The sequence below is a fragment of the Cryomorphaceae bacterium 1068 genome (assembly GCA_027214385.1).
Classification (GTDB): domain Bacteria; phylum Bacteroidota; class Bacteroidia; order Flavobacteriales_D; family Cryomorphaceae; genus JAKVAV01.
In genome coordinates this window covers 1-2,594 of record JAPVXR010000033.1, presented here as the reverse complement: position 1 = coordinate 2,594, position 2,594 = coordinate 1, and the positions used below count along the sequence as shown (strand labels likewise).

Here is a 2,594-nt window from a genome sequence, read left to right as displayed (position 1 = left end):
AGCTTCTTAGCACCTACTCTTTCTTCATTTACCACAACATTCACTGTGTAAATTCCTGAAGCGAGTTCGGGCAATTGAATCACGGCATTCATTTGTGATCCGTTGTTGCCTAGGATTTCAGCGTGTACTTTCTTACCGTAAAGGTCGTAGATTTCTACCATCACTTCCTGCTGCTCTTGGCTCAGGTTGCTTAGGTTCATCATTACCTCGTCTCCGGTAGTCGGGTTCGGATAGAGCTCGATTTCAACACCCGAGTTCAGCTCTTCGCTGCCTCCGGCAAATCCACCGATCACATCCTGTTCTCCGGCTATCGTGATTTCACAAGCAGCTCCGTACTCACCTACCAGGCCACCTGATCCGCCCAGTACTTGAACGGAGTAAGTGTCTCCTTCATTCAACCCTACTACCCATGAGAGGTTGATGCTTCTCAAACCGTCATCTCTTGTGTAGAGGAGGTCTTCTTGATTGGCATCAGTCAGGTTGGTGAATCTGAAGGTGTAGAACTCAGCTGCGCAGATATTTACTGCACTTACTACCGTGTTGAGGTCATACGTTCCTCCGCAATCGGTAATGGCATTGTCCAGTTCTGTATCCGGTACGAAGTTGTTCATCGCGATGAGGCGTATTTCACCATTTGGCGATACGACGCCCTGTGTCAGGCACCTGATTACAACTCCATAAGGCGAACCTAACTGCAATCCTTCTACGAGATCCAATTGACAGAATCGAGTCGGAGAATCATAGATGATCGGTGCACTACCAAAACCGGTGTAGAATTTCCATCGGTAAGTCTCTGCTCCGGGAACATTATCAGCTTCCAGTACATCACACATGTTGTAGAATCCAAGTGCCTGCTCTTCGATAAGCTGAGTAGTCAAAGGAACTGAGCTGAACCCGATGGTGCAAGCATCACCATAATCACCCCACTGAGGTCCTTGGTACATGCGTGCTCTTGTTCTCACTTCATACGTTCTTCCGTACTCCGCTTGTGTGAACCACTCCAACATGAAGTTGGGGTTTGCACCGTTTGGCGAAAGAATCTCGTACGTATTGAATGGAGCCTCAAGTTCAGTAAACTCAAAGTACCAGCTGGTGAGCAAGAATTGGTTCACCGGCAGATCTGTTGTGATCATGTCCGCAGGTGTGTAGTCAAATACTCCGCAGTCATCAGCGCTAAGCTGAGTGAACGGGATGTGAGCCACAGCCACCGTGTAGTTTTGCTCTACAGGAGCAACATCGCCGGCATGATACACTCGGAAGTAGTATGTCTCGCCCACAGTTGTGTTCGTCACAATAACCACTTCACGCTCGCCCGCAGGCTCATCGTTCTGGCAATTAAGAAGCTCACCACCGCAAGAGTCGTATACTTCTACTGCTGCATCAAAGTCATTGAGACCCCATGCGCGAACGTACATGTTCGTAGTCACGGACTCAAAAGAGAACCACATGTCTGCCTGAGGATTCTCAGCATTGATGCACTGTGCATCTCCTGAAGCTACCGCATCAGCCATAGAAACGGCTGTTTCTGATCCGGCAAACTCAGGAGTAGCCGTTACCATCATCGCGTTTTCACACTCAGGGTTTAAAGTAGATTCTAAAGTCGGAATCAAACACCAGCTTACCAAGGTTCCGTCGTCAATAGTAGGAACATCATCTTCTACTTCGATGGTCCATGTTCCGTTGAAGTCTTCACCATTGAAGTCAGAGAGGTTACCAACGGGAGCGAATGTTCCGAACAGAACAGGGTCTGATCCTACAGGTCCGCAAGTCAATGCCGGACCATCATCATCTAAGAGTACGTTGATGTTATCTCCACTTCCACAAGGATCCAAGATCAGATCAATCGTCGCTCCCGAAGGACTCGTCAATCGAACATCTACATCAGAAGTCCAAATGTGGTCGATTACGACAACTACGTCAAGGTCAGTCAAGGTTCCGTTTGTTCCCGATACTTCTATGTCATCAGTAATGATGGCTTCACCGGAACCGAAGTCCAAACCAGGTGCACTGGTATAGTCACCACACTGCGTAGTAGGTGCAGGAGTTCCCGCACACTCGCAATCCTGAGTAATCTGGTCATTGATCGTGTCATCATCTCCGTCATCACAAGGATCACCGAAGTCAGCTTCCAAATCAGGACAGTCAAATCCGGCAACGTTGATCGAAAGATCATAAGCCGTATTCTGAGGGAAAGGGAAAGTCGAGATTACAATATAATAGGTGGTTCCCGCAGTAACAGGAAGCATTTCTATATCACGTCCGAGGTTGTCAGAAGCGGTGTGTGAACCAACTGTTGATTCAAATGGACAACCGGTGATTACGAATAAACCTACCCACGTGCCGTGGTTGGTGAGATTCACATCGATCATTCCATCTTCTTCAGGAGTGTAGGCATACACCACATCATCTCCGCCGAAGTAGAAGGTGCTGAAACCATTGCTAATGGCATCCGGTGCCAAAGCCGGAAGGTCAGCATTTTCATAATCATCAAAGTAGTTGATGGTATTGTCAGTAGTCAAGTAAGGCAATGAGCTCACCTCAATCGGCAGGTCACAAATCTGACCCGGGATTACAGGAGTACCGACGCACTCGCA

At 48.1% G+C, this 2,594-nt stretch carries 1 protein-coding gene; it reads right to left on the bottom strand.

The window, feature by feature from the left end; all coding sequences use genetic code 11:
- Positions 1-2,594 (bottom strand): T9SS type A sorting domain-containing protein (locus O3Q51_18320; GenBank protein ID MCZ4410778.1); only part of this gene is annotated, 2,594 nt, incomplete at both ends.